A 25,952-nucleotide genomic window follows, 5' to 3' on the forward strand; every position below is an offset into this window, starting at 1 on the left:
GGGGACGGCCTACCCGAAAGTCATCGGCCTGCCCGAAAGCAAGGCGACGATGGTCGGCATGCCCGTGCGTGAACAGCGCCTGCCCCGCGCGGAAGCCCTGGCGCGGCTGGGCCTGCGGGACGGCCCGCTGACCCTCTTGATCATGGGCGGCTCGCAGGGGTCGCTGGCCCTGAACAACGCCGTGCCCGACATCCTGCGCGAGATTTTTGGACCGGAAGGGCGCTCGCCGGAGGGGCCGGTGCAGGTGCTCCACTCCACCGGGCCGCGCTGGCTGGAGGAGGTGGCCCCGCGTGTCGCGGACCTGCCCTGGTACAGGCCGGTCGGGTACACCGACGCGGTGGCGGCGTGGTCGGCCTCCGACCTGGCGATCACCCGCGCGGGGACGGGCACGCTGGCCGAGGCGGCCTTCCACGGCATCCCGCTGGTGATGGTGCCGCTGCCCGAGTCGGCGGAAAACCACCAGTTCCACAACGCGCTCAGCGTGCAGGAGGCCGGGGCGGGGCGGGTGGTCGAGCAGGCCGATCTGGCCGGGAAGCTGGGCGGGGCGGTGCTAGAGTGTGCGGTGCCTGGCACGCGCGCCGCGATGCGGGAGGCGGCCTGCTCGCGCTCGCCCGCCGGGGCGGCGGGCCGTTTCGCGGACCTCGTGGAGCGGCACCTGCGCTGAGGGCGGGCCTTGTTCCGCCGAGCGCGCGTGCCCCCGGACCCCTTCCACCATGACTGATTCCCCTCCCCCCTCCCCCGCTTCCCCGGCCCCGCCGTCCTCCTGCCCGCCGTCCCCGCCGCCGCACTACCACCTGATGGGCATCGGCGGCATCGGCGTGAGCGCCTTCGCGCGGCTGCTCGCGGCGCGGGGCGTGCGGGTCAGCGGGTGCGACGCCCAGACCTCCGAACTCACCGAGCAGCTGGAACGGGAAGGGATCGCAGTCGCGGTCGGCCATGACGCCGCGCACGTGGTGGGCGTGGACGTGCTGATCGCCTCCGAGGCGGTGCCCAAGGACCACCCCGAACTGGCCGCCGCGCGGGCCGCCGGGGTGGAGGTCCGGCCCCGCATGACCCTGCTGGACGAACTGCTGCGCGCCTCGCCCTCGGTCGGCGTGATCGGCACGCACGGCAAGACCACCACCACCTCGATGATCGCGGTCGCCATGCAGGGCGCGGGGCTGGACCCGGCGGCCTTCGTGGGCGGCATCGTGCCCGAGTTCGGCAGCAACGCGCGCGTCGGCAGCGGGCCTTTCGTGGCCGAGGTGGACGAGTCCGACCGGGCCTTCGCGGCCCTGCACTGCGAGACCGCCGTCTTCACGAACGCCGAGGACGACCACGTGGGCGGCAACCAGGCGACCTACTGGGAGACGGTCGAGGAGCAGCACGCGGGCTTCGCGCGCTTCGTGGGCCAGGCGCGGCGGGTGCTGTTCTGCGCCGACTGGCCGGGGCTGGAGGCGCTGTGCGCCGGGGCACCCGAACGCCTGAGCTACGGCCAGTCGGAGGGGGCCGACTACCGCGCGGTGAACCTGCGCCCCGACGCGGACGGCACGACCTTCACCGTGCTGAAGCGGGGGGAGCCGCTGGGCGAGGCCCGCGTGGGCCTGCCGGGCACCCACAACGTGCTCAATGCGCTGGCGGCCCTGGCCGTGACCGACCTGTACGGCGGGAACTTCGGGGCCGCCGCCGCCGCGCTGGCCGCTTTCCGGGGGCCGGGCCGCCGCTGGCAGCGCATCGGGGAACTGAACGGCGCCCTGGTCATCGACGACTATGCCCACAACGCCACCAAGGTCGCGGCGGCGGTGCAGGCCGCGCGGCAGACCGGCCGCCGGGTGCGGGTGGTCTTCCAGCCCCACCGCTACCTGCGCACCCAGCAGTCCTGGCCCCGCCTCGCCGACGCACTGATGGCCGCCGACGAGGTGCTGCTGCTGGACATCGCCGCCGCCTCCGAGACGCCCATTCCCGGCATTCACGCCACGCTGGTGAGTGGCCGCATGGTGCAAAACGGGCACGCGGGCGTGCGCTACCTGCCCGACCGCGCGGAGGTCGTGCGCTACCTGCGCGAGACGGCCGGCGCGGGCGACATCATCGTGACGATGGGTGCGGGCGACGTGTGGAAGCTTTCGCGCGAACTGGCCGGAGTGAGCGCGTGACCGCCCTCCCCGGGACCGTCAGCCGCACGGGGGCGCGGGTGGAGCGCCTGCCCCTGGCCCGCTTCACCACCCTGGGCGTGGGCGGCGAGGCCGAGGTGTGGTTCGTCGGCCACGCGGAGCAGCTCGCGGAGGCGCTGGAGGCCCCGTACCGCATCCTGGGCGGCGGCAGCAACCTCGTCATCGCCGACGAGGGCGTGCCCGAGCGGGTTTTGCGCCTGACCGGCCCGCTGGCGGTGGCCGACCTGACGCCCGACCCCGCCCTCAGCGACGCCGAAACGGTCGTGACCGGCTGGGTGGGCGGCGGCGTGCCCCTCCCCGGATTGATTCGCAAGCTGCAAAAGCTGGGGCTGTCCAACCTGGAAGGCACGGTCGGCATTCCCGCCCAGGTCGGCGGCGCGGTCTGGATGAACGCGGGCACCCGCTTCGGCGAGATGTTCGACGGCCTGCACACCCTGGAGATCGTGACCCCGGAGGGAAGGCGGCAGGTCACGCCCGCACAGCTGAGCTGGGGCTACCGTCAGAGCGGCATTCCCCGGGGCCACGTGGTCTCGCGCGTGCGCCTGAAGCTGCGCCGCGCCGCGCCGGAGGCGGTGCTGGCCAAGATGGACTTTGCCGACGTCGCGCGCAAGGGCCAGCCCAAGATGAAGACGCCGGGGTGCGCCTTCAAGAATCCCGGCGGCGTCTCGGCGGGCCGACTGATCGACGAGGCCGGGCTGAAGGGCACCCGCGTCGGGAATGCCATGATCGCCCCCGAACACGCCAACTTCATCGTGAACCTGGGCGGGGCCAGCAGCGCGGACGTGCACGCCCTGCTGCGGTTGATCCGGGAGCGCGTCGGCGTGCCGCTGGAACTGGAATACGAACTGTGGCCCGGGCAGGACTGAGGGGAACCCGGGCGGCCTGGCCGCTCTCTCCCGCTGCGCCCGATTTGATGACAGGATAGGCCCCATGACCGACCCTGAGCCGCGCGTCAGGAACCGCCGGATCACTGCCGTTCCTCCCGCGCCGGAACCCACCCCCGTCTCCCCCGACCTCTCCCCCGAGGTCCCGGCCCCCGAAGTTTCCCCGGAGGGCGCGCCCCCCCTCCCCCGGGGCCGGCGGTCCCGGATCAACCGCCGCCGGCTGTGGTGGAGCCTGGGGGCCGTGCTGGTGGCCGGGTTGCTGGCCGCGAGCTGGTTCGCGTTGCCGGTCCGCAGCGTGACTATCGGGGGCAACCACCAGCTCCCGGAGGCGCAGGTGCGGCAACTGGCGGGGCTGACGCCGGGCTTCTCGTGGCCGTACTACGGCGCGTGGCGGGCGCAGGGCCTCGCGCACAGCCCCTGGGTGCAGTCGGCGGTGGTCACGCGGCGCTTCCCGGACGCGGTGGACGTGCGGGTGGTGGAGCGCGTGCCGTTCGCGCGCTGGCAGCGCCCCGACGGGAGCGTGGTGGCCCTGGCCGAGGACGGGACGGTGCTGCCCGGCGCGCGCCTGCCGGACACGCTGCCGCTGCTGAGCGGCTGGGGACCGGACCGGCTGCGCGACGCCCTGTTCGTCGCGCGCGCCCTGGGGCAGTACAATGTCCAGTCGGTCGCCTATACGCCTTCCGGCATCACGGCGAAAACGGCGGGCGGGACGGTCTGGAGCGGCGACCTCAAGAATCTGCTGAAGTATGCTGGGGCCATCGTGCAATTTCCCAGCAAGCAAATCCACATCTACCCCTGGGGGGTGAGCGTCCAGTAATGAAGGACAACCCGATCATCGTGGGGCTGGATATCGGCACCACCAAAATCACCACCGTCATCGGCGAGGTCGCGCCGAACGGGACCGTCGACATCATCGGTGAAGGCAGCGTGCCCAGCGAGGGCATGAAGCGCGGCGCCGTCGTGAATCTGGAGCGCGCCACCCACGCCATCCGCCAGTCGGTGCAGAACGCCGAGCGCGTCAGCGGCGTGCGGGTCGGCAGCGTGTTCGTGTCGGTCGCGGGCAACCACGCCAAGGCCATCACCAGCCACGGTCTGGCCGCGATCCGGCGCAATCAGGAAATCACCCAGGCGGACGTGGACCGCGCCATCGAGAACGCGCGGGCCGTGCCGCTGGACCCCAACCTGGAGATCATCCACACGCTGCCGCAGGAATACGTCGTGGACGGCCAGGAAGGCATCAAGAACCCGGTCGGGATGCACGGCGTGCGGCTGGAAGTGGACGTGCATATCGTGGCCGGGACCGCCGGGCCGCTGCTGAACCTGCGCCGCTGCGTGCAGGAGGCGGGGCTGAAGGTCGAGGGCTTCGTGCTCCAGGCCCTGGCCTCGGGCCTCGCCACGCTGGAAGCCGCCGAGCAGTCGCAGACGGTCATCGTGATCGACATGGGCGGCGGCACCACCGACGTGGGCGTGTTCAAGCGCGGGAATCTGGCGCACTCGGCCTGCATTCCCATCGGCGGCGAACACGTCACGGCCGACCTCGCGCAGATCCTCAAGATTCCGCACGAGGAGGCCGAGAACGTCAAGCGCAAGTACGGCGCGGCGGTGCCCGAACTGGCCGACCCCGACCTCACGTTGGAGATCACCAGCGCGAACGGCAGCACCCACGCCATCAGCGCCTTCGAACTCTCGCGCATCATCAAGCCGCGCCTCTCCGAGATTTTCGGCCTGGTCCGCGACGAGATCGACCAGGCCCTCGGGCCGGTGGAACTGGTGGCGCAGGGCGTGGTGCTGACCGGCGGCGCGAGCCTGCTGCGCGGCATCCCCGAACTCGCCCGCGACCGCTTCCGGCTGCCGGTGCGGCTGGGCCGTCCGCGCGGTATCGGCGGCCTGACCGACATCGTGAGCGGCCCCGCGCACTCGACCGGGGTCGGCCTGGTGCTGTACGGCATCGGGCAGGACGGCAAGGTGCCCCTCTCGGTCTTCCGCGACGAGCCGGAAGCGGCACCCGCCCCCACACCGGCCACGACCGGCGGCAAGGGCAGCGCGCCCCAGGGCGGGACACAGAGCGGCGGAGCACAGGGCAGCGCAGGCCAGGGCGGCCAGCCCGAGGTCACGGTGGTCACACCTGCCGTAGCCGCTCCCAAAAAGGACAAGGACGACAAGGGCAGCAGCTTCATGGACCGCGTGCGCGGCATCTTCAAAGACTGGCTGTGAGGGAACGGGCGGTCAAGGCCACGGCCTTCTCCCCTCTTCCCGGCCAGTTCCGGCAGGTCCTGGCCTTGAACTCGGTTAAACTACAGCGCATGACAGTGGCCGCCACCAGAGGCAGGCCGCTTCCTAAGGAGACATGATGCAAGCGGCCAGAATTCGCGTGATTGGCTTGGGTGGGGCGGGGAACAATGCCGTGAACCGCATGATCGAATCGGGACTCGAGGGCGTCGAGTTCGTCGCCGGGAACACCGACGCGCAGGTGCTCGCCAAGAGCCACGCCGAGGTCCGCATTCAGCTCGGGGACCGCCTGACGCGCGGCCTGGGCGCCGGGGCGGACCCCGAGGTGGGTGAAAAGGCCGCCCTGGAGGACCGCGAGCGGATCAAGGAGTACCTGGACGGCACCGACATGCTGTTCATCACGGCGGGCATGGGCGGCGGCACCGGCACCGGCAGCGCGCCGGTCGTGGCCGAGATCGCCCGCGAGATGGGCATTCTGACGGTCGCCATCGTGACCCGGCCCTTCAAGTTCGAGGGACCCAAGCGCCAGCGCGTGGCTGAAGAGGGCATCAATAAGCTCACCGAGCGCGTGGACGGCATGATCGTGGTGAACAACGAGAAGTTGCTGACCGCCGTGGACAAGAAGGTCTCCTTCCGTGAGGCGTTCCTGATCGCCGACCGCGTGCTGTACTACGGCGTCAAGGGCATCAGCGACGTGATCAACGTGGAAGGCATGATCAACCTCGACTTTGCGGACGTGCGCAACATGCTCTCCAACTCGGGCACGGTGCTGATGGGCATCGGCGCGGGCCGGGGCGAGAAGGTGGCCGAAGAAGCCGCCATGAGCGCGATCCACTCCCCGCTGCTCGAACGCGGCATCGAGGGTGCCCGCCGCATCCTGATCAACGTGACGGGCGGCTACGACCTCTCGATGACCGACGCCAACGAGATCGTGGAAAAGATCCGCGAGGCCACCGGCTTCGAGGACCCCGACATCCTCTTCGGCATCACGCCCGACGAGGCCGCCGGGGACGAGGTGCGCGTGACCGTGATCGCCACCGGCTTTGGCGAGGGCACCTTCCCGACCGGGCTGAGCCTGGGCAAGCCGGGCAGCCGGGGCACCAGCATCGACACCATCGTGCGGCCCGTGCGCGGCCAGGGCAGCAGCTACGACCCCAAGGACTACGACATTCCCGCCTTCCTAAGAAACGTCGGGCGCGAGTAACAACCACAGGGGATAAGAGGGGTCGGGGCAGCTGCTCGCGGCCCCTCCCGCCTTTCAGGGCGCTGGGACTTTTCCGGGTGCTGACACCTTTCCGGGAGTGGGGAGCCGCAACTCGGTCAGCAGGGCGCGGTGGTCGCTCAGCACGTCGGGGAGCGGGGTGGACCGTTCGGCGGCGGCTCCGGCCGTCCAGAGAAAGTCAATGCGCGAATGCCCGAAGCGGGCGTGGTGCGTGAAGCCGAAGCCCACCCCGACGGCCGGAAAGGCGTCGGTCAGGCCGAGGGCACGCAGCCGCCGGTGCAGTTCACCGCGCGGCGGGGCGTTCAGGTCGCCCGCCAGGATCACGGGGCCGGGCGCCGTTCGCAGGACGCCCTGGACCACCCCCACGAAGTCGCGCCGCGCCGCGAGCCGGCGGGCCACCCGCTGCGGCAGGGAACGCCGCAGCCGGGTATCACTGGCACCGGGCAGGAGGCCCAGCGTGGGAAGGTGGGTGTTGACCACCGTCACCGTCTGCCCGGCGACCCGCACGGTCGTCACGAGAACCGCGTGCGGCGAATGCGGAAAGGTCAAGGCCCGCGACTTCAGGACGGGCCGCCGGGAGAGCGTCAGCAGCTCGTCGTGCCGGGTGAGGGTCCAGCCAGGAAAGGCCGCCCGCACCCGCGTCTCGTAGCCCGCCTGCCGGTCATGGTCCAGGGCTTCCTGAAGGGTCAGGAGGTCTGCCCGCTCGCGCCGGGCAAGGGCGGCCAGCCGCAGCGGGTCCGCACCCGCGAAGTCCGCATTCAGAGACAGCACGCGCAGGGAAATCCCGTTCGCTCCCTTTCCCGGAGGCACACGGGGCAGCACGAAGCCGACCTGCAAGACCGTGAAGACCAGGGCTGCCGCGATGTTCCACGCCGCCCAGCCCCACCGCTTTCGCCTCAGGGCCGCCCAGGCCAGCCCCAGCGGCACGGGGAGCAGGAGTTGCGGGGGCACACTGTCCAGGCCCGCCACCCACCACCACGTCTCCGAGCGGGCGCGGGCCAGCAGGCCCCAGGCGAGGGCCAGGAGGGCAAAGGCGAGCGAGAGGGCGGGCAGGCGGCGCATCCGGGGAGGGCGCGGCCGCCTACACGCTCAAGGTCTTGGCGCAGCTGTACAGGTCGCGGCTCACGTCCTTGCGGCGGTCCCAGGTTTCCGGCAGGGGCGTGAGGCTGATCTCGCCGTTGGTTCGCCCGACCATCACGTCACTGCGGCCGTCCATCAGGGCGTACACGGCGGCCTCACCCAAACGGCTCGCCAGCACACGGTCACTGCTGACCGGCGAGCCGCCGCGCTGGATGTGGCCCAGGATGCTGACGCGCGTTTCCAGCCCGGTCCCGGCCTCGATGGCCCCGGCCACGCCCAGCGCGCCGCCCGGATAGCCCTCGGCCACGATGATGATGGAGCTGGCCTTGCCCTTCGCCACGCTGTCCTTCACGATCTGCACGACGCCGTCCACGGGCTTGGGGTCCTCGGGGATGAAGACTTCCTCGGCCCCCCCAGCCACGGCCACCTCCAGGGCGATGTGCCCGGCGTGGCGGCCCATCACCTCGATCACGAAGATGCGCTCGTGGCTGGCCCCGGTGTCGCGCAGCTTGTCCACCGCGTCCAGCGCCGTCTCGACCGCCGTGAAGTACCCGATGGTGTGGTCGGTGCCGTACAGGTCGTTGTCGATGGTGCCGGGAATGCCCACCACCGGAATGCCGTGTTCCTGTTGCAGGAGGTGCGCGCCGTGAAAGCTGCCGTCGCCGCCGATCACGATCAGGCCGTCCACCCCCCACTCGCGGAGGTACTGCGCGCCTTTCGCGCGGCCCTCAGGGGTGCGCCAGGTGTGCGAACGGGCGGTCAGGAGAACCGTGCCGCCGCGCTGGATGGTGTTGGCCACGTCGCGTGGCCCGATCAACCGCAGGTCGCCTCGGTGCAGGCCGGAAAACCCCCGGCGCACGCCCACGACCTCGACCCCCTGATGGGTCGCGGTGCGGACGACCGCGCGGATGGCGGCGTTCATGCCGGGCGCGTCGCCGCCGCTGGTCAGGACGGCCAGGCGCTTGATCCCGGCGGGGTTGGGGTGTTCGGTCAGGTGGGGGATATCGGTCACGGGGAAACTCCTCGGGCAGAGGGCTTGGAGGGCCAGGCGGGTTCCGCTGGAACGCTCTCGCGGGGGGCTTCAACGCCGAGCGGCGGCGAGCAGGAACCGGGACGAAGTTCGGGAACTGGACGGAATCCGGATCAGGCGTCCTGCGTGACCTGAAGGGCCAACGCATAAGCGTCATTCTTACGCAAACCCCGGGCGGTCAGCAATTCCCGGATTTCCCGCGCGCCCCGGCCCTCGCCCGCCCAGGTCTGCGCCAGGGCCGCATAGTCGGGTTCCTCCTCGCCGGGGACAGCCTCGCCCACCGCGCGGCCCGCGACGACCACCACGATCTCGCCGCGCACCCCAGCCCCGAAGCGGGCGGCGAGGCCGGTGAGTGTTCCCCGGGCCGTCTCCTCGAACTTCTTGGAGAGTTCGCGCGTGACGCTGGCTTCCCTCGTCTCGCCGCAGACTCCGGCGAGATCGGTGAGGGTGGCGGCGAGGCGGTGCGGACTCTCGTACAGCACGGTCGTCTCGGGGCGGGCGGCGACGGCGGCAAGGCGCTCCTTGCGCTCGCGGCCCGACCGGGGCAGAAAGCCCTCGAAGGTGAAGCGGGCATTCGGCAGGCCCGACAGCACCAGCGCCGGAACAAAGGCGGTGGCGCCCGGCAGCACCTCCACCGGGATGTCGGCGGCCACCGCCGCCCGCACCAGCTCCGCGCCGGGGTCACTGATGCCCGGCGTGCCCGCGTCGCTGACGTAGGCCAGGCGGGGGTGCTGCTCCAGCACCTGCGGCGCCCGGTGCATGGTGTGCGCGTCCAGACGCACCAGCGGACGGCTGATGCCCAGATGCGCCAGCAGCAGGCCCGTGCGCCGCGTGTCCTCGCAGGCGACGGCGTCCGCCACGCGCAGCACCTCCACCGCCCGGAGGGTGATATCGCCCAGATTGCCCACCGGGGTCGGGACCAGCCAGACGTGCGGGGAGGCAGGCCCGGCGGTCACGGACGCCCTCCGCCGGACCAGTGCTCAGCCACCCGTCCGCTCCTAATCATTGCCCCCATTGCCCAGCCCGCCCAGGGCGGGCACCGCCTCGGCCACCAGGCCCGGTGTGGGCTTGAGGCGAATGCGGACCTTGCGGGGGCGATTCAGGGCGCTGGTGATGCGTGCGCGCAGCAGTTCGGCCTCACCGACCGTCACGGTCACGACCGTCCCCTCGGGAAGCCGCGCCCCGATCAGCACGACCACGCCGTCCTCCACGATGCCCTTGTAGGCCCTCATATGCCCCCCACTCTATGCCCAACGCCACGCGCCGCTGCCGGGGAGGCGCGCCGGGGGGATCCGGACCGCCGGTTCACCCTGCTCCGGCTCACGCTTCCCGTCCCTGGGCATGACGCTGCCGCCGCTCCGCACTGGAGAGGGCTTCACGCAGCGCCACGATCTCGCTCTCGCGGGCACCCCCCAGCCGGGCGTAGCGGTCGATGACCTCCGACGCCTCGCGCCGCCGGTCCAGCCGCAGCAGGATCGTCCCGAGGTGTTCGCCGCCCACGAAGTACGCGCGGGGATTTTCCGGGTCGGCCACGATCTGCGCCCGCGCCGCTTCCAGGCGTGCCAGCGTGGCCCGGTGGCGGTTGACCTGCCAGCGCACCAGATAGGTGGCCAGCGCAAAGGTCAGCAGCGCCCCCAGCACCGACGCGCTGTAGACCTCCGGCACCCCGAGCTGCACGCCCAGCCGCACCGTCAGCGGAAAGCAGAAGGCCAGCACCACCAGCACCGCCAGCGTCGCCGCGTAATTCACCGTAGCTCCGGCAGGAAGGCGAGCATGGGGAACAGTTTAGCGTGTGGGCTGTAGGATGGAAGGTGCAGGCAAGAAAAGCCGGGTGGGAGACGCCCCCTCCGCCTCCCACCCGGCTTTTTCCCACAGCCCTTACCCTCTATCCTCCCTCCCATGCGCCTGCACCTGATCACCGTCGGCGAACCGAAACTCGCCTATGCCCGCACCGGGTGGGACGAGTACGAGAAACGGCTGCGGCGTTATCACAAGGTGCAGGTGACGCGCGTGGCCGGCAAAACGCAGGCGCAGGAATCCGAAGCGGTGGCGAGGGCGGCGGGGCGCACCCCGCTGGTCCTGCTCGACCCACGCGGCGGCCAGTTCAGCAGCGAGAATCTCAGCGCCTATCTGGACGCCCAGGCCCTCGGCGGCACCGGCGAACTCGGCTTCGCCATCGGCGGCCCAGAGGGGCACACGGACGACCTGCGGTCCAGGGCGCACCGGCTCTGGAGCCTCGGCCAGCTCACGCTGCCGCACGACCTCGCCATGATCGTGCTGCTCGAAGCGCTGTACCGCGCGGCGACCATCAGCGCGGGGGAACCGTATCACCGGGGGTGAGTGGGCTGTGGGAAAAGAGGAAGGTGGGAGACGCACGCCGCGCCGCCCACCCCTCTTTTCTCTCCTGCCACTGGCAGACCCTCAGAACCGGAACAGCACCCCCGCCCGGTACACGTTCTGCCGCCCGAAGTTGCCCTCAGCAAAGCCGTCGAGGGGGCCGGGCAGGCCGAAGCGTGCGCCCAGGGTGGTGTGCAGGGACGTGCTGCTGACGGAGCCGAGCGGCACCGTGACGCCCACGCCCGCATAGGGCCGCAGCAGAAGCAGATTCACGCTCAGCAGCGCGTCCGCGCCTACCCACAAGCCACCTTGCCCCCGCAGCGAGGTCTCCAGGGTGCCGCGCACTTCGGTCTGTACGGGGCCGAAGCCCGCCACCCGGCCGTAGGCGCCCGCATGCAGGCCCAGATTCCCGCCACCCGCCGTCACCCCAGCCTGCACGCCGAACCGCTCCGCCCCTGCTGCGCCGCCCATCAGGGCCGCCAGCAGCAGGACTGTCCCAAGTCGCTTCATGCTCAGAGTGTCGGCAAGCGTCATGCGAGGGAGATGTGAAAGCACTCATGTGAGGGGTTGCAGGGTGTGGCCTGTGGGAAAAGACAGGGTGGGAGACGCTTCCCAAGCCGCCCACCCCTCTTTTTCTCCTCCAACCCACGCCCCACGATCTAGATCGCCTGCACCTCGAACCGCAGCCCCAGCGCCTCCGTCTCGGCGTTCGGATCGCGCCCCGCAACGAGGGCGTACCCGGCGCGGCCTTCGGTCAGCCAGGTGTCGGTGACGCGCTTGAGGTCGTCCAGTGTGACTTTCAGAAGCCGGGCCTTGTACGCCTCCTGCACCTCGGGTGTGTACCCGGCCTGATCGCCGTAGAAGCGCAGGCGGCCCGCCGTGTCGGGGCTGGTGAGGGGATCGAGGGTCTTGCTGGCCCCCAGGATGGCCTCGGTCAGCTCGCGCTCGCCGAGTTCCGTGTCGAGGAACGAGCGGACGGCGCGGAAGACCTCGTAGGTGCGCGTGATGTGCGGGTCGCGGTAGGAGCTGAGGCTGAACACGCCCGCGCGGGCATCGAAGGCCGCGCCGCCGCCGTATGCACCGCCCTTCTCGCGGATTTCCTTGAGCAGGTACTCGCTGCGGAGCAGGCGGGAAAGCACCAGCAGCGCCGGGCTGTCGGCGTGCGTGTAGGGCACGGTGCGGAAGGCGACCGCGTTGAAGGCGACCGGCGAGTCGGTGATGCGGGCCTGCGGGCCGCCCGCGAGGATGCCGGGGTTGGGATGGCCGACCGGCGCGTCCCCGGTAAACTCGCGCGTGACCGGCGTGAGATCGAGGCTCAGGTCGTCCTCGGTCGCGGTGAGGCACAGCAGGGGCCGCCCCTGCAAGAGCAGCTCGCGGACCCGGTTCAGGCGCTCCAGCAGGGCGTCCAACTCGTCGCCCTCCACGATGCTCTTGAGGTAGTCCAGGGCGCTCAGGCCACTGAAGTGTTCCTCTACAAACCCAGCGGGGCTGACCTGTGCGGCGGCCAGACGCTCGGCGTAGGCGTTTCCGGCGTTCACCACGCTGGCCTTGAGGCCCGCCAGGCGCTGCTTGAGCAGTTGCTCCAGCCGCTCGCGGGTGAACTCGGGCGCTTTGATCAGGTCGTGCAGCACGCCCACCAGCGCCTCGCCGTTGCGGGCCAGCGCCTTGCCGCTGAAGGTCAGGGACAGGCGCAGGGTGTCCAGGTCGTCGGGCTTCCCGCCCACGCCGACGCTCGCACTCACGCCGCCCGTCACGGCCTCGATACGGCGGGCCAGCGCCCGGGAATCCTGTCCGGCCGCGCCGCTGCGGGTGACGGCGTAGGCGTACAGCGGCAGCGTGTCCAGCAGGTCGGCGGGAAGGACGGGCAGCCTCACCTGGACGTCCAGATACGTCAGGCCCCCGGTGGGCTGGGGCACGCGGCCGATCAGCGCGCGGCCCGCCTCCTCGGTGGTGTAGGGCACGCGCTGGACGGTCGGGGGCACGTCGGCCAGGGTCAGGGTGGGCAGCACGTCGGGGCTGCTCTCCTGCCCCTGGAGGGACTGGAGTTGCAGGCTCTCGCGGACGATGCGGGCGCGGTCCTCGTCGGTGAAGTCTGCGCTCAGGCGCTCCACCAGTTCGCGCTCGGCCTGCTCGGTCCGCGCGGCGAGGTCGGGGTCGGGGGCCAGCACCAGCGTGACGCGGTGGGGGTTGTCCAGCAGCTCCGTCCGGATCATCGGCTCGAAGACCGGCCCGGCCTCCAGGTCGGCGCGCAGGCGCTCCAGTTCGGCGTCCAGGCGCAGGCCCGTCACCGGGTCGCCGCCGTAGAGCCACGGCCCCAGCAGGCGGAACATCATTTGCAGGCCGTAGGGGTAGCCGCTGTTGGACACCTCGCGCTGGCCGATCTCGAACTGGTGCAGGCTGCTCTCGATCAGCTCGGGGTCGATGCCGCCTTCGGCGATGGCCGCCAGCGTGTCCAGCACCAGCGCCTGCACCTCCGCCGCCTTGCCTGCGCTCAGCCCCTTGAGGCCCGCCGCGAAGGCGCCCTCGCGGAAGTCGTCGCGGTAGCCGGAGAGGTCGGCCAGCGCGCTGCCGATCCCCGACTCGATCAGGGGCCGGGTGAGGGGCGCGGCGGGATTTCCCAGCAGCACGTCACTCAGCACGCTCCAGCGCAGGTGCCCGTCGGGGTCGGTGGTGTGGCCCAGCTTCCAGGCCACGCTGACCTGCCCGCCGCGCTCCACGTCGCTGCCGGGGTAGGTCACGTCCACCCGGCGGGGTTCCGCGAAGTCCGGCTGGTCGGGGATGCTCACGTCCAGCGTCTGCGGGCCGAACCTGGACATCACCTGCGCCCCGATCTCCTCCAGCACGCGGGTCAGGTCGAGGTTGCCGTAGGTGTAGAAAAAGGCGTTGCTGGGGTGGTAGTGCGCCGCGTGAAAGGCCCGCAGCCCCTCATAGGTGAGGTTGGGGATGTCCTCGGGCGAGCCGCCGCTGTTGTTGGCGTAGGTGAGGTCCGGATACAGCGCCTTGCCGAATGCCCGCCACATCACCGAACCGGGCGAGGCCATGCCGCCCTTCATCTCGTTGTAGACGACGCCCTGGAGCTTGAGGGGCGTGGAGGGATCGTCGGGCGTCTCGAACTCGAAGCGGTGGCCGTCCTGGCGGAAGCTCTCGTAGCGCAGGAGGGGAAAGAAGGCCGCGTCGAGGTACACGCCCAGCAGGTTGTAGAAGTCCTTCTCGTTGCGGGTGGAAAAGGGGTAGGTGGTCCAGTCGCTCGCCGTCATCGCGTTCATGAAGGTGTTCAGCGAGCGCGGAATCATCGCGAAGAAGGGGTCGGCCACCGGATATTTCTGGCTGCCCATCAGCACGACGTGTTCGAGGATGTGCGCCACACCCGTGCTGTCCTGCGGAACGGTCGGAAAGGTTACGCCGAAGGCGAGGTTGTCGTCGTTGCGGGCGACGTGCGCGTGCCGCGCGCCGAGGTCGTGGCGCAACAGCACCAGCGTGCCCTGCATCTCCGGCAGGTCTTCCACGCGCTCGACGGTGTAACGGCCCAGCCGCTCGCCGGCGGCGGGCAGGGCGGGGAGGCGTTCGGTGGTGGTCATGGGAGGGAGTCTAGCGCCGGGGGGCCAGCCACTTTGGGTGCTCTCCCCCCGGGCCACCCGCTAAGGGCTGCCTCCCTCATGAGAGGCCGCTAGACTGCCGGGTATGCGACAAGCCTTTCCCGGAGGGGCGCTGCTGGCCGCCTCCGTGCTGCTCGTCTCCTGCGGCAGCAATCCTGCCAGCACCAGCGGCACGACCAGTGTCAAGGACGCCCTGTATTTCACGACGACGACCATGCCCGTCGGCTACCTCGCGGAACCCTACGACGCGGCCGTGACGGTCGCGGGCGGCGCGGGGCCGTACGGCGTACGGGTCACGTCGGGGGACCTGCCCCCCGGCCTCAGCCTGCGCAACCTGCATGTGATCGGCACCCCCACCCGGGCGGGCACCTACAGGTTCACGCTGGAGGCGTCCGACGCGAATCTCAGCAGCAAGGTGCAGGAGTACACGCTGAACGTGAACGAGCTGCCGCCGCTGGCCCTGAAACCGCAACTGCCTGCCGGCGAGCTGCGCGGTGAGACGCGGATTCCGCTGAACATCACCGCCCCCCGGACGGTGCGGGCCGCGCGGGTGACCTGGGACCTGCCGGAAGGCGTGGCCGTCACGCGCGTGCAGCCCGCCGACGCGGGGGGCGTGCTGTTCTGGAAACAGGCGGGGCGCACCCTGACGGTGGACGTGGGCTTCAAGGCCGTGCCGCGTTCGGGGGCGCGCGTGGCGCTGGTCAGCCTGAAACCCCAGCGGGTGGTCACCCTCGACGCGGCCCGCTTCGCCTTCGAGGCCCGTGACGGCGAAGGCAAGATGCTCGCGGAGGTGAAGTTGCCCGAGCTGGTCAAGCCGCCCGCGCCGGCAGCGCCCGCCAACGCCGCGCCCAGCACGCCTGCGGCGACCCCGACTCCAGCCGCGACCCCGGCCACACCTGCGACGCCTGCGGGCACCCCCACCACAACGCCGCCGGCTCCCTCCACTGCGCCGGAAACGACGCCGGGCACAGGCACGCCGGCCACGTCCCCGACCGACCCGGCGAATCCGGGCACCCCGGCTGCCCCGACCCCCGTCACACCGGCCCCGTCCACCCCTGGAGGCCCTTCGTGAGGCGGGGCAGCACTCTGCTGGCGGCGCTGGCCCTGGGCACCGCCGCGCTGACGGCCCAGGCGACGACCGCGCCCACCCTCACGCTCGCGCAGCAGGCGAAAAAGGCGGACGTGATCGTGCGGGCCAAACTCGGCACGTCCAGCACCGTGAAAGAAGGGGAAGTCTCGTGGCTGGTGTATCCGCTGACCATCACCGAAACCATTGCCGGAGACGCCGCCAGTCTGCCGCAGCGCGACGGTCAGCCCGTGCTGTATCTGCTGAGCGGTGTGGAAGGTCTGCCGCAGCTCCGCACGGGACAGGAAGCCTTTCTGCTGCTGTACAGCCAGCGACTGGACAGCCCCATCGTGGGCTTCAACCAGGGCCTCTACCCGGTTGAAAACGGGAAGGTAACACGCCTGGGTGAGACCGCCGGCACCAGCACTGGCACGGCGACAGGCGCGACGGCCAGCCCCGCGCTGCCCAACTCCACGACGCCTCCCACCCCGGCGACGCCCACTCCAGGTTCGTCCACTCCAGGCACCGCCACCCCCGTTCCGACGACCGGCCCCACGGCCCCCACCCCGGCCCCCGGCACCAGCGCGGCCACCGCCACCACGACACCCGCCACTGCGACCAGCCCAGCCCCCGCCCCGACCCCGGACAATCCCCTGACGGACCCGGCGAAGTTCCGCGACGTGCTGCGTGCGGCACGGGAGGCGAAATGAAGCGCCGGACGGGGCTGCTACTGGCCTTCACCCTCCTGCTAGGCGGCGCGCAGGGGGCCACCGTCAAGTTCCGTCCCCAGGGGGCGGACCTCACCCGGGCCGTGCAGGCGGCGCTGGCGGCGATCAGCACCAAGGAGACGCCGCTCACGCTGGACACCAGCGGCGGCCCCGTGCTGACCCTGGGCGGCAGCGGGGCCACCGCCGTGCCCTTCAGCCCGGATGTGGTGGCCCGGACCCTCAACGTGGGGGGTGAGCGCCGCATCGAGTTCAATCCGCAGGGGCCGGTGCCGCTGGTGCAGGCGGTCCGCGACGCCCTCGCCCAGGAACTCGGGCTGAAGGAATGGACGACCGCCGCCGCCCGCGTGCGCCTCAGCGGCGCAGACCTGAACGGCGACGGCCGGATCGACCTGACCGACCTGGCCCTGCTGATGAACAACTACGGCAAGACCGGCGTGACCGTCGGGGACCTCAATCAGGACCGCCGGGTGGACGATGCCGACCTGCGCCTGTTCAGCACGCAGTACCGGCCCTGAGGGGGCCTGCGGCCCGGTCCAACGGTCAAACGGTCTGACGCTGCGGGGGACACTTCCCCCAGGCTGTTGGACGGTCAGACGTGTTCGACCCTCAGACAGCGCTGTCGGCACTCCAGGCGCTACCCTGTACCCATGACCCCTCCCGAACAGCCCGCCGAGCGCGACACCATCGACCTGCAAGACTTCCTGAAGCTGCGCGGGCTGGTCGAGACGGGCGGTGAGGCGAAGTTCCGGGTGCAGGGCGGCGAGGTGCGGCTCAACGGCGTGGTGGAGACGCGGCGGCGCAAGAAGCTGCGGCGGGGTGACGTGGTGGAATACGCGGGCGAGCGCCTGGAAGTGGACTGGTGAGCGGCGCGGGCCACACAGACGCAGGCCACGCAGAGGCCCTCCTCGACTTCCGGCGGCGCAAGGACGACCACTTCGCGGCGGGACGCGGGCCGCTGTCGGGAGAGACGCTGACCCGTTTTCGGGGCCTGAGCTACTACCCGCCCGACGTGGCCTGGGCGTTCACGGTCCCGGTCGAGCGGGCGGACGGCGCGGAAGTTCCCCTGGGCACGAACAGCGGCGAGACGCGCGTGATGGCCCGCTTCGGCACGGCGACGGTCGATCTTCCGGGTGGGCCGCAGACCCTCACCCTGTATGCCCCTCCCGGCGACGAGGCCCCGGCGCGCGTCTTCGTCCCCTTCCGCGACGCGACGGGCGGGACGGAAACCTATGGGGCGGGGCGCTACCTCGACGCGCCGCTGACGCAGACGCCGGAGGGCCTGGCCGTGCAGCTCGACTTCAACCTCGCCTATCACCCCTACTGCGCGTATGGCGAGGGCTGGACCTGTCCCCTGCCGCCGCGCGAGAACTGGCTGGAGGGGCCGGTGCGGGCGGGCGAACGGTTGCCGGAAGCGTAACCGTTTTTCCTCAGCCGCCCACCCGTCCCGGATTCGGCCACAACCGCACGTTGGCGGGACCGGCGGCGTCACGCAGGTCCACCGGACCGTAGGCACGTGAATCCAGGCTTTCGCCCACCAAGCGGTTGTCGCCCTGCACCCAGACCCTGCCGGGCGGAACGCGCTGGGGCGGCTGGTCGCTCAGCACGCCGTCATTCACGTAGCTCTCGGCCAGAGGTCGCCCGTTCACGGTGACGCGCCCCCCCACGATGGCGACCGTGTCGCCGGGGAGGGCCAGCACACGCTTGACGTTGTAGGGCCGGTGCCGCACACCCAGCAGCGTCTCGTAGCTGTACGGGCTGTCCGCCGGGGCCTTGAAGATCAGCAGGTCGCCCCGGCGGGGGTAAGACGTAGGCAGGCCCCAGGCGCGCAGCCAGCGCGGATATTTCAGCAGCAGCAGCAGGTCACCGCTGTGCAGGGTGGGATTCATGCTGTTCCCGTCCACCCGGGCGAGGGTCGCCCCGAAGGTCGTGACCAGCCAGACCGGGAGCAGCGCCCCCAGCACCCAGACCCGCCAGAAAGCCCGGAACCCGCCAGGGTCGCGGCGGTGAGCGGTGGGTGGGAGCGTCACGCGGCGTATGGTAGCAGCCGCCCCGACAACTCAGGCGACCTTCACCGGGGCTTCAGATTCTGGGGGAACAGCGGAGGGCGGGTTTACGCTGGGCCGCATGACTGGACAGGAATTGGTCGTCGACAAGTACCACGAGGGCAACGGCACGCCCGCCCAGGCGGGCAAGATGGTGCGCGTGCATTACACCGGCACGCTGGAAAACGGGCAGAAGTTCGACTCCAGCCGTGACCGGGGCGAACCCATCGAGTTTCCGCTGGGCGTGGGCTACGTGATTCCCGGCTGGGATCAGGGCATCGCGCAGTTGCGGGTGGGCGACAAGGCACGTCTGACCATTCCCGGCCACCTCGCCTACGGGGCAGCGGGTGTGCCCGGCGTGATTCCGCCCAACGCCACCCTGGTCTTCGACGTGGAACTGATGGACGTCCGCTGAAGTCCGGCAACCCCATCTGAGGCGAGCGCCCCACACACATCGTTGTGGGGCGCTCGCCTTGCTCCGTTCATCCCTCAGTCGAGGGGGTCCACCAGATTGTCGTCGCGCTTGTAGTTGCCCTGGTCGTCCAGCAGGCTGCCGCCTTCCAGCTCTACGCCCGGTGTGCCGGGGCTGTCCTGCACCACCCGCTGCTGCTGCGGTGTGGGAAAGGTCGGCTGGGTGGCACTCTCGGAATCGGTGCTGCGCTGGGGCAGCGGCACATCCGTCTGTTCTTCGTCGCGGCGTCCGGTCATGGCAGGCAGCGTAGGCGCAGCCGGGCCGGGGCGCATGTGCCGGGCGTGAAGTGAAGTTCACGGCGCAGCCTGCACGGGCCAGATGTGGGAGGCTGAAGCGTGACCGAGTGGACGCTGGACCGCCCACCCGCCGACCTGCGCGTGCTGGTGAGCGGCTACCAGTCGTGGAGTGAGGCGGAACTGCGCCCCCTGACGGACCGTCCGTCGGTGCCGCTGATGCCCTGGCGCCATCAGCAGGGGCACGACCCGGCCTTTTTGCCCAGCGGCGAGGCGGGCGTGTGGCGCAGCCATACCCTGATCGCCCTGATTCGCCCGGATGGGGGCGGCTGGGTGGGCTGCGCGCTGGACGCCGCGCACACCTTCACCCACTGGGAAGCCCGCGCGGAGGGTGATGCCGTGCGCGTGACCTGCACGCCCGAGGGGCCACCCGTGGAGGTCGCCTGGAAGGAAACGCCCGACGTGATCGGCACCGTCGAGCGCCTGAGCGCAGAACTGGGCCGCCGGATGAACGCCCGGACGCCCGCGCCGCTGCGGGTCTGGTGTTCCTGGTACGCGTATTACCGGCAGGTAACGCTGGACGCCGTGGTGGACAACGCGCGGCTGGCCCGCAGGCTGGACCTCCCCTTCGACGTGTTCCAGCTCGACGACGGCTTCCATGCCGACCTGGGCGACTGGCTGGAACCGGGCGCGCACTTCGGCGGCCATGCCCGCGACCTGCCCGGGCGGCTCCGGGACCTGGGCTTCACGCCGGGGCTGTGGCTCGCGCCCTTTCTCGCCTCGCCCACCTCGCGGCTGTTCCGCGACCACCCGGGCTGGATGCTGCGAGGCCAGGATGGGCGGCCCCTCCCGGTCGGCCACAACTGGGGCGGGCCGTATTTTGCGCTGGATACCACACGCCCAGAGGTGCTGGACTGGCTGCGGAACCTGACGGCCACGGTGCGGGGGTGGGGCTATCCGTACCTCAAGCTGGATTTTCTGTACGGTGCAGCGCTGCCCGGCGTGCGCCACGACCCCGGCGTGGGCCGGGCGCAGGCCTACCGGAACGCGTTGACAGCGCTGCGGGAGGGAGCCGGTGAGGACGCCTTCCTGCTGGGCTGCGGCGCGCCGCTGGCCGCCAGCATCGGCCTGGTGGACGCCATGCGGACCGGGCCGGACGTGGCCCCCCTCTGGGACGACGAATCCCGCCGCCTGTGGCTGGGGGACGCCTCCGGGCCGAGCGCGCGCAACGCCGTCCACACCAGCCTCTCGCGCTGGTACCAGCACGCCTGGTATCAGCCCGACCCCGACGTGATGATCGCCCGGCGGGAACTCAGCCTGCTCAGCCGGACCGAACGCCACACCCTGCTGGGCCTGCTGGACACGGTGGGCGGCCTGCGCGCGAGCAGCGACCCGCTGGCGCTGCTGGACCCGGAGGGGCTGGACCTGTTGCGGGCCAGCCTGCGGGTCAGCAGGCCCGACCGTCCACGGACCCTGACTGAGAGCTTCGGCGGCGCGGTCACGCACTTCACGCGCGGCACCTTCAACCTGCTGGACGTGCCCATGGCCAGCGTCCCGCCCCACGGCTACCGGGAGCGGGACGCCTAAGTGGCAGGCGGCTACAGTTCCGCCCTTCCGGGAAACGACACCCGGAAGCGCTCCACCTCCGCCACCCGCCACTTTTTGGCTTCTCGCTCCGCTCGGGGTGATGATGGCATCATCACCCGCCAGCTACTTAGAATGCCCGCCATGACCTCCTCTGCCCGTCCCTCTCCTGGCCTGCCCGTGATTCTGGACGGCGATCCCGGCCTCGACGACGCGATTGCCTGGCTGCTCGCGCTGGGCAGCCCCGAGGACGTGCAGGTGCTGGGCGTGACGACCGTCCACGGGAACGTGGGCCTGGACCTCACCACGCACAACGCGGGGGTTACGTTGGCGCTGGCAGGGGCGGTGGGCGCGCAGGTGCCGGTGTACGCCGGGGCCGACCGCCCACTGGTTCGCCCGGCCATGACCGCCGCGCAGGTGCATGGTGACAGCGGGTTGCCCGCCTCCGGCCTGCCCGACCCCGTCCGCGCGCCGGAAGCGGAACACGCGGTCGACTTCCTTATCCGCACCGTCCGCGCCCGCCCGCACGAGGTCACGCTGGTCGCCACCGGGCCACTGACCAACGTGGCGCTGGCTTTCCGGCTGGCCCCCGACCTGCCTGGCCTGCTGCGCGAGGTCGTGTGGATGGGCGGCAGCACCGGCCAGGGCAACCGGACCCCCGCCGCCGAGTTCAACGCGCTGGCCGACCCCCACGCCGTCAGGATCGTGCTGGAGTCCGGCGCGCCCCTGCGGATGTTCGGCCTGAACGTGACCATGCAGGCCATCGCCACGCCCGAGCGCATGGAGCGCCTGCGGGGGCTGGGCAACCGCGCCGGGGCCGTCAGTGCCGAACTGCTGACCTTCTATGCCGCCGTATACCGTCAGCGGTATAGCCTCCCGGGCGGCGCACTCCATGATCCGGTCGCGGTCGCCGCCGTCATTCGCCCCGACCTCTTCCAGATGCAGGCCATGAACGTGCAGGTCGAGACACAGGAAGGCCTGAACTTCGGGCGGACGGTGTGCGACGTGTACGGCGTGACGGAGCAGCCCGCGAACGTGCAGGTGGCGGTCGGCGTGGAGGACGCGGCCTTCTTCGAGCTGCTCGTGGACCGGCTGGCGCGCCTGCCCTGAGGAGGGAGCACGCCTCACCCTTCCACAACCGCCGCCGCCTCATCCGCCCCCAGCGGCTCAAAGCGCGCCCGGAACAGCGCAAACGTCTCGCTTGTGATAAAGAGCGCGCCCGCTTCCAGGTTGCGCTGCCGCACCCGCCGCAACGCCTCCTCCTCCGGCAATGTCAGCGCGTACAGCGTGAGGGGAACGTTCAGAGCAGCAGCCTTCGCGCGCAGGGCATCCCGGCCCGCGCGGGTCCAGAAGCCATGATCCAGAATCACCGGGACACCGAGTTCCAGGGCGCGGGTCCACTGCGCCTCCATCACGGCCATCACGCGGGCGAAAGACACCGGAAAGAGGCCCTCGGGCGGGTCCGGGCCGTACAGGGCGACCATCCACTCGTCCGGCGTGAAGCGCATTCCCGGAAGCGTGCGCTCCAGGTGCCGCGCGAAGGTGGTCTTGCCGAGGCCGATAAAGCCGTGCAGCGCGTGGATCCCCGGCTCAGGCACGGCGGCCTTCTCCGTTCAGCGGCACCGGCGTTCCCTCGGGCAGACGGTACGCCTGGAGCGTGCGCGTGCGGAGGTCGGCGATCACGTAGGGGACGGGGTACGCGGCGAGGCGGGTATCCGTGGGGCTGGGCCACGCCGGGCCGCGCGGGTGGCTGTGGTACAGGGCCACCAGCGTCAACCCGCCCGCTTCCATGGCCCGCAGGGCGCGCAGCAGGTGGCCGGGGTCGGCCAGGTAGGTGCGCTCGGGGTCGGGCGACAGGTTGGCGAGGGGATAGAGGGCGACCGCCTCCGCCCCACCGGCGTCCACGTCCACATGCCCGCCGAGCGCCCCCACACATTCGCGGGGCGCGTCACGCTCGGCGTGCGCCCACAGGGCGTCCAGCAGGACGGGCGGCAGAATCAGGGCCACGCGGCCATTATCACGCGGCGCGCGGGCAGCCGGATACCCCGCGGCGCAGGCGGGGGCAGGCGGGACGGGAATTCTGAGAAAACCGCGCTGGGCGCGGAATCACAGGCCCTGGGCGCTCAGCTCTTCAGGTACACTGGACACCATGGCGAAGGCTCGTGCAAAGGTGGCTCCACCCGTCAACCGCTTCGATGGGGAGGCGCTGGGGCTGGTGCTGTTCGCGCTGGGCATCTTCCTGGCGGTCACCCTGATCCTGCCCCAATTCGCGGACGGCGGCTTCATGACCCAGGCGCACGCGGCCCTGACCGGCTGGCTGGGGTGGGGCGCGTACCTGCTGCCGGTCATTCCGGTGGCCTACGGCGTGCTGGTGTTCCTGGGCCGCGACCTCGCGGGCCTGACCCGCCGGGTGCTGGGTGGCGTGCTGGTGGTGGCGTCGCTGCTGGCGCTGCACGAGGTCTTCGTGCCGGGCGCGGCGGGCGAGGGCGCGGCCCGCCTGATGGCCCCGCTGACGGGGGGCCTGAGCTACGCGGCGGCGCTGCTCCCGCTGGTCACCCTCACGCTGGGGCTGGAAATCATGCTGCGCTATCCGGGCTTCACGCTGCTCAAGACTTTTTTCCGGGGCCTGAGCGTGCTGCTGGGCGGCGCGACCTCCCAGGTACAGGGGGCCATCGAGGCGCGGCAGGACGGACGCGACTCGGCGCGCACCCGGATTCCGGTGCGGCAGGCCCTGGCGGCCCACACCCGCGACCTGGAGTTGCTGCGCAAGCTCTACCCGGAAGACCGCGACCTGAAGGCGCAGCAGGGAGAGGTCCGCGCCGCCGGGCGCGAGTTGCGTTCTCTGGACGAGGCCGGCCTCAAGGCCCTGGAGCGCGACCTGGCCGGCTGGCGCGAGGTCACGGCGACCTTCGTGGCCCACGCCGCGCGTGACCTGCGGGAGGCCGTGGCCGCCGAAGCCCCCGCCGCAGGGGCGGACGCCGAGACCGCCGCGAACGATGTGCGGGCTGGGCGGCACGAGTTGCGGGTGGAACTGCCCAGCACGCTCGCCAGCGGCGCGGTGGAGCGCCTGCGGCGGGTCATGATCACCGACCTGCAACGCCTCGCGCAGCGGGCCGGGAAGCTGGAGCGCGAGCGGCAGGCCGCCGAAAAGGCGCTGGCAAAAGCCGACGCGGGCATCCTGACGCGCGAACTGCCCGCCCGACGCGAGCGCGAGCGGGCCTGGCGGGAACTGGCCGAGGACTTCACGGCCTGGCGGGCACGCGAGCGGCACTACCCCGGCTGGCCGGACCTCGCGGCGGCGTTCGACCGCGCCCCGACCGAACTGGCCGCCGCCCTGGCCGAGGCCCTGGCGGCCGACCCCGAAGGCACGCTGGCCGCGCAGGAGGAATGGCGCGCCCGCCTCGACCGCGCGCAGAAGGAGGCGCTGGAACGGGCGCAGGCGATGGCCGTCCAGACCCACGTCATGCCCACCGCCGAGGACGCCGGCCCCGCGCCGACCCTCGATTTCGACTTCACGGGAACGTTTCCCCAGGACCCGCCGCAGCCGCCAGAGGAGCCGGGCGGCCTCCCTCTCCCCTCCTCCACCACGGTCCTGACCGCCGTCATGCCCCGGCCCGAAGCCCCGCCCGGGGCGGGCGGCGGGCAGGCCAGCACCCCGGCCCGACCGGCGGCCCAAGCCACGTTGGAGACGCAGAAGGACCGGGCGCAGGAGGACGCCGCCCCCTGGGAAAGCGCGCAGCCGGAACGCCGCCGCCCCACTCAGGGGGCCGTGGATCTGGCGCTGCCGGGGTACGACCTGCTCGACCCGGTGCCGGCGGCGGCCCTCAACACCGCGCAGCTTGATGTGGCCGCACGGCAGCGGGCGGCGGTGATCGACCAGACGCTGCGGCACTTCAACCTCCAGGCGAAGGTGGTGGATTTCGCGCGCGGGCCGACCGTCACGCGCTACGAGATCGAACCGGCCCCCGGCGAGAAGATCAGCCGGATCGCTTCTCTCTCCAACGACCTCGCGCGGGCGCTGGCGGTGGGCGGCGTGCGCGTGGAGGCCCCGGTGCCCGGCAAAAGCGTGATCGGCCTGGAAGTGCCGAACGTGGACCGCGAGCCGGTCACCTTCCACCAGGCGGCGGCGGCCCCCAGCTTCCGGAGTTCGCGCGCCCGGCTGCCGATCATCCTGGGCAAGAGCATCGACGGCGAACTGATGGTCGGGGACCTCGCCAAGATGCCGCACCTCCTGATCGCGGGCAGCACCGGTTCGGGCAAGTCGGTGTGCGTGAACACGCTGATCACCTCCCTGCTGTACCGCTACCTGCCTGGCGAGCTGCGGTTTCTGATGGTGGATCCCAAGATGGTGGAACTCACGCCCTACGACGGCATTCCGCATCTGGTGCGCCCGGTGGTGACCAACCCGATGGACGCGGCGGGCGTGCTGCTGGGGGCGGTCGCGCACATGGAGCGCCGCTACAAGATGATGAGCCAAGTCGGCGCGAAGAACCTGGAGCAGTTCAACGCCAAGATGCGCCAGGTGAATGAAGCCGAACTCCCGCACCTCGTGATCATCATCGACGAGCTGGCCGACCTGATGATCACCTCGCCCAAGGAGGTCGAGTCGGCGATCATGCGCCTGGCGCAGATGGCCCGCGCGACCGGGATGCACCTGGTCCTCGCCACCCAGCGGCCCAGCGTGGACATCCTGACCTCGCTGATCAAGGTGAACGTGCCCGCCCGCATCGCCTTCGCGGTCAGCTCCAGCCACGACTCGCGCACCATTCTCGACAGCGTGGGGGCCGAGCGCCTGACCGGCATGGGCGACATGCTGTTCTACCAGCCCGGCCTGATCAAGCCGCTGCGTCTCCAGGGGCCGTACATCTCCGAGGTCGAGTCCGCGCGCATCACCGACGAGCTGCGGCGGCAGGTCTTCGACGACGCTTTCGTCGAGCAGTACGGCTCGGACTTCGACGGCACCGTCGAGGCGAGCGGCCCGACGCTCGACAAGGGCAATATGGACTTTTCCGACCCGCACCTGCGCCAGGCCGCCCTGATCTGTATCGAGGAGGGCCAGGGCAGCGTGTCGAGATTGCAACGCCGCCTCTCGGTCGGGCACGCCCGCGCAGGCAAGCTGATGGACATGCTCGAAGCCATGGGCATCGTCTCCAAGCACCAGGGCAGCAAACCGCGCGAGGTGCTGATCACCGAAGCCGACCTGCCGGAGTATTTCGGAAAGTAGCGGGGGGAGGGGCGCTTTCTGGCAGGAAGCGCCGTCCTGAAGGGCAGCCATTCGGAAGGAGGGCTGCCTTTTTGC

General features: G+C 71.2%; 27 protein-coding genes. 16 read left to right on the plus strand and 11 right to left on the minus strand.

What is annotated here, in order from left to right; translation table 11 throughout:
* The 6 genes from DEIPH_RS00270 to ftsZ all read left to right on the plus strand — a co-directional run.
* A partial coding sequence (locus tag DEIPH_RS00270) for a UDP-N-acetylglucosamine--N-acetylmuramyl-(pentapeptide) pyrophosphoryl-undecaprenol N-acetylglucosamine transferase (RefSeq protein WP_034351991.1) occupies positions 1 to 664 on the plus strand: 664 nt, incomplete at its 5' end.
* Positions 665 to 713: 49 nt separating this feature from the next.
* Positions 714 to 2,132: a UDP-N-acetylmuramate--L-alanine ligase gene (gene murC / locus DEIPH_RS00275; RefSeq protein ID WP_034351994.1), complete on the plus strand. Its 1,419-nt coding sequence runs from the start codon at positions 714 to 716 to the stop codon at positions 2,130 to 2,132.
* The gene (locus DEIPH_RS00280; RefSeq protein ID WP_034351998.1) at positions 2,129 to 3,016 is read left to right on the plus strand and encodes a UDP-N-acetylmuramate dehydrogenase; all 888 of its coding nucleotides are present in this window, start codon (positions 2,129 to 2,131) and stop codon (positions 3,014 to 3,016) included. The genes murC and DEIPH_RS00280 overlap by 4 nt, the downstream gene beginning before the upstream one ends.
* A 352-nt stretch (positions 3,017 to 3,368) precedes the next feature.
* The gene (locus tag DEIPH_RS20895; protein ID WP_407636483.1) at positions 3,369 to 3,851 is read left to right on the plus strand and encodes a cell division protein FtsQ/DivIB; all 483 of its coding nucleotides are present in this window, start codon (positions 3,369 to 3,371) and stop codon (positions 3,849 to 3,851) included.
* Complete coding sequence (gene ftsA, locus DEIPH_RS00290) at positions 3,851 to 5,248, plus strand: cell division protein FtsA (RefSeq protein WP_034352004.1); 1,398 nt, start codon at positions 3,851 to 3,853, stop codon at positions 5,246 to 5,248. Before DEIPH_RS20895 ends, ftsA begins: the two co-directional genes overlap by 1 nt.
* A 136-nt stretch (positions 5,249 to 5,384) precedes the next feature.
* Positions 5,385 to 6,467: a cell division protein FtsZ gene (gene ftsZ / locus DEIPH_RS00295; RefSeq protein ID WP_034352256.1), complete on the plus strand. Its 1,083-nt coding sequence runs from the start codon at positions 5,385 to 5,387 to the stop codon at positions 6,465 to 6,467.
* 54 nt (positions 6,468 to 6,521) lie between these two features.
* Here the strand turns inward: ftsZ and DEIPH_RS00300 are convergent, their stop codons facing one another.
* The 5 genes from DEIPH_RS00300 to DEIPH_RS00320 all read right to left on the minus strand — a co-directional run bounded on the left by DEIPH_RS00300 (position 6,522) and on the right by DEIPH_RS00320 (position 10,344).
* A complete protein-coding gene (locus tag DEIPH_RS00300; protein ID WP_034352007.1) occupies positions 6,522 to 7,547 on the minus strand; it encodes an endonuclease/exonuclease/phosphatase family protein in 1,026 nt (341 codons plus the stop codon).
* A gap of 19 nt (positions 7,548 to 7,566) precedes the next feature.
* Positions 7,567 to 8,577 carry a 6-phosphofructokinase gene (pfkA, locus tag DEIPH_RS00305; RefSeq protein WP_034352010.1) on the minus strand — a complete coding sequence of 337 codons (1,011 nt, stop codon included), beginning with the start codon at positions 8,575 to 8,577 and terminating at the stop codon, positions 7,567 to 7,569.
* Between the two features lie 131 nt (positions 8,578 to 8,708).
* Positions 8,709 to 9,551 carry a 16S rRNA (cytidine(1402)-2'-O)-methyltransferase gene (gene rsmI, locus DEIPH_RS00310; RefSeq protein ID WP_034352013.1) on the minus strand — a complete coding sequence of 281 codons (843 nt, stop codon included), beginning with the start codon at positions 9,549 to 9,551 and terminating at the stop codon, positions 8,709 to 8,711.
* A 42-nt stretch (positions 9,552 to 9,593) separates the two neighbouring features.
* Positions 9,594 to 9,827, minus strand: coding sequence for a hypothetical protein (locus tag DEIPH_RS00315; RefSeq protein ID WP_034352016.1), 234 nt, complete (start codon positions 9,825 to 9,827; stop codon positions 9,594 to 9,596).
* Between the two features lie 88 nt (positions 9,828 to 9,915).
* Entirely contained in the window at positions 9,916 to 10,344 is a 429-nt protein-coding gene (locus tag DEIPH_RS00320; protein ID WP_034352019.1) for a hypothetical protein, read from the minus strand.
* Between the two features lie 150 nt (positions 10,345 to 10,494).
* Here DEIPH_RS00320 and DEIPH_RS00325 point away from each other — a divergent pair, with 150 nt between their 5' ends.
* Positions 10,495 to 10,935 (plus strand): 23S rRNA (pseudouridine(1915)-N(3))-methyltransferase RlmH, encoded by a 441-nt coding sequence (locus DEIPH_RS00325; RefSeq protein ID WP_034352022.1) that lies wholly within the window; start codon positions 10,495 to 10,497, stop codon positions 10,933 to 10,935.
* A gap of 81 nt (positions 10,936 to 11,016) precedes the next feature.
* Here the strand turns inward: DEIPH_RS00325 and DEIPH_RS00330 are convergent, their stop codons facing one another.
* Both DEIPH_RS00330 and DEIPH_RS00335 read right to left on the minus strand, forming a co-directional pair.
* Positions 11,017 to 11,442 (minus strand): hypothetical protein, encoded by a 426-nt coding sequence (locus tag DEIPH_RS00330; RefSeq protein WP_235183129.1) that lies wholly within the window; start codon positions 11,440 to 11,442, stop codon positions 11,017 to 11,019.
* A 149-nt stretch (positions 11,443 to 11,591) separates the two neighbouring features.
* The gene (locus tag DEIPH_RS00335) at positions 11,592 to 14,510 is read right to left on the minus strand and encodes an insulinase family protein (RefSeq protein WP_034352028.1); all 2,919 of its coding nucleotides are present in this window, start codon (positions 14,508 to 14,510) and stop codon (positions 11,592 to 11,594) included.
* A gap of 103 nt (positions 14,511 to 14,613) precedes the next feature.
* Here DEIPH_RS00335 and DEIPH_RS00340 point away from each other — a divergent pair, with 103 nt between their 5' ends.
* The 5 genes from DEIPH_RS00340 to DEIPH_RS00360 all read left to right on the plus strand — a co-directional run bounded on the left by DEIPH_RS00340 (position 14,614) and on the right by DEIPH_RS00360 (position 17,739).
* Entirely contained in the window at positions 14,614 to 15,600 is a 987-nt protein-coding gene (locus DEIPH_RS00340) for an Ig domain-containing protein (RefSeq protein WP_034352031.1), read from the plus strand.
* The gene (locus DEIPH_RS19515; protein WP_034352035.1) at positions 15,597 to 16,304 is read left to right on the plus strand and encodes a hypothetical protein; all 708 of its coding nucleotides are present in this window, start codon (positions 15,597 to 15,599) and stop codon (positions 16,302 to 16,304) included. Before DEIPH_RS00340 ends, DEIPH_RS19515 begins: the two co-directional genes overlap by 4 nt.
* A complete protein-coding gene (locus DEIPH_RS00350; RefSeq protein WP_034352038.1) occupies positions 16,301 to 16,837 on the plus strand; it encodes a hypothetical protein in 537 nt (178 codons plus the stop codon). The genes DEIPH_RS19515 and DEIPH_RS00350 overlap by 4 nt, the downstream gene beginning before the upstream one ends.
* A 132-nt stretch (positions 16,838 to 16,969) precedes the next feature.
* Positions 16,970 to 17,185: an RNA-binding S4 domain-containing protein gene (locus DEIPH_RS00355; RefSeq protein ID WP_034352042.1), complete on the plus strand. Its 216-nt coding sequence runs from the start codon at positions 16,970 to 16,972 to the stop codon at positions 17,183 to 17,185.
* Positions 17,182 to 17,739 (plus strand): DUF1684 domain-containing protein, encoded by a 558-nt coding sequence (locus DEIPH_RS00360; protein ID WP_034352045.1) that lies wholly within the window; start codon positions 17,182 to 17,184, stop codon positions 17,737 to 17,739. The genes DEIPH_RS00355 and DEIPH_RS00360 overlap by 4 nt, the downstream gene beginning before the upstream one ends.
* 10 nt (positions 17,740 to 17,749) lie before the next feature.
* On the opposite strand, the gene lepB is transcribed toward DEIPH_RS00360, so the two are convergent.
* Positions 17,750 to 18,358: a signal peptidase I gene (lepB, locus tag DEIPH_RS00365; protein WP_081790694.1), complete on the minus strand. Its 609-nt coding sequence runs from the start codon at positions 18,356 to 18,358 to the stop codon at positions 17,750 to 17,752.
* A gap of 88 nt (positions 18,359 to 18,446) precedes the next feature.
* On the opposite strand from lepB, the gene DEIPH_RS00370 reads away from it, so the two are divergent.
* A complete protein-coding gene (locus DEIPH_RS00370) occupies positions 18,447 to 18,779 on the plus strand; it encodes an FKBP-type peptidyl-prolyl cis-trans isomerase (protein WP_034352052.1) in 333 nt (110 codons plus the stop codon).
* Between the two features lie 74 nt (positions 18,780 to 18,853).
* On the opposite strand, the gene DEIPH_RS00375 is transcribed toward DEIPH_RS00370, so the two are convergent.
* Positions 18,854 to 19,072 (minus strand): hypothetical protein, encoded by a 219-nt coding sequence (locus tag DEIPH_RS00375; RefSeq protein ID WP_034352055.1) that lies wholly within the window; start codon positions 19,070 to 19,072, stop codon positions 18,854 to 18,856.
* 99 nt (positions 19,073 to 19,171) lie between these two features.
* On the opposite strand from DEIPH_RS00375, the gene DEIPH_RS00380 reads away from it, so the two are divergent.
* Positions 19,172 to 20,656 (plus strand): glycoside hydrolase family 36 protein, encoded by a 1,485-nt coding sequence (locus tag DEIPH_RS00380; protein WP_034352059.1) that lies wholly within the window; start codon positions 19,172 to 19,174, stop codon positions 20,654 to 20,656.
* 132 nt (positions 20,657 to 20,788) lie between these two features.
* Complete coding sequence (locus DEIPH_RS00385; protein ID WP_051517035.1) at positions 20,789 to 21,763, plus strand: nucleoside hydrolase; 975 nt, start codon at positions 20,789 to 20,791, stop codon at positions 21,761 to 21,763.
* Between the two features lie 14 nt (positions 21,764 to 21,777).
* On the opposite strand, the gene DEIPH_RS00390 is transcribed toward DEIPH_RS00385, so the two are convergent.
* Positions 21,778 to 22,251, minus strand: a complete 474-nt coding sequence (locus tag DEIPH_RS00390) for an AAA family ATPase (RefSeq protein ID WP_051517036.1) — start codon at positions 22,249 to 22,251, stop codon at positions 21,778 to 21,780.
* On the minus strand, positions 22,244 to 22,660 hold the full coding sequence (locus tag DEIPH_RS00395) for a Mov34/MPN/PAD-1 family protein (protein ID WP_034352066.1): 417 nt from the start codon (positions 22,658 to 22,660) through the stop codon (positions 22,244 to 22,246). Before DEIPH_RS00395 ends, DEIPH_RS00390 begins: the two co-directional genes overlap by 8 nt.
* 142 nt (positions 22,661 to 22,802) lie before the next feature.
* On the opposite strand from DEIPH_RS00395, the gene DEIPH_RS00400 reads away from it, so the two are divergent.
* Positions 22,803 to 25,877, plus strand: a complete 3,075-nt coding sequence (locus DEIPH_RS00400) for an FtsK/SpoIIIE family DNA translocase (RefSeq protein WP_034352068.1) — start codon at positions 22,803 to 22,805, stop codon at positions 25,875 to 25,877.
* Positions 25,878 to 25,952 lie beyond the last annotated feature (75 nt).

Source organism: Deinococcus phoenicis, from assembly GCF_000599865.1.
GTDB lineage: Bacteria > Deinococcota > Deinococci > Deinococcales > Deinococcaceae > Deinococcus > Deinococcus phoenicis.